Raw genomic sequence first — 468 nt, 5'->3', positions numbered from 1 at the left:
CTTTAAATAAAATGGTATTTAACTTCTTAGATAATACAAACCTTAAGGTGAATGAAGCGATTAGTTTAGCATCTTTAAATCCAGCAACATCTTTGGGAATAAATGACAAAAAAGGAAGCTTAGAAATAGGCAAGGATGCAGATATAGCTGTATTTGATGAGAATTTAGATTGTAAAATGACACTTTGCTTGGGGGAAGTAGTATATAAAAATATATAGTATACAGAACAAACTTTAAAGACAGTAAAAGCAATATAAAAAATAATAAATTAAACTTACCGTAGTTGAAATAGTAGTTAAAATTTAGGAGGAACAAGATGAGAGTATTAGTGTGTAAAGATTATGATGCAATGAGTAAAAAAGCAGCTGAGATGATAGCAGCTCAAATAGTTTTAAAACCAAATTCAATATTAGGACTAGCTACAGGAAGTACACCAGTAGGTATGTATAGAGATTTGGTAAAAAAATA

At 29.1% G+C, this 468-nt stretch carries 1 protein-coding gene; it reads left to right on the top strand.

All coding sequences use genetic code 11. The features are described 5' to 3' along the window. Window positions 1-218: amidohydrolase family protein (locus tag K0039_RS21080; RefSeq protein ID WP_228106867.1), on the top strand; the 218-nt coding region annotated here is incomplete at its 5' end. Between the last annotated feature and the right edge of the window lie 250 nt (window positions 219-468).

This window comes from Terrisporobacter mayombei (genome assembly GCF_020748465.1).
GTDB lineage: Bacteria > Bacillota > Clostridia > Peptostreptococcales > Peptostreptococcaceae > Terrisporobacter > Terrisporobacter mayombei.
Note: the sequence above shows the minus strand (reverse complement) of the source record. Positions and strands in the feature narration are given on the sequence as shown.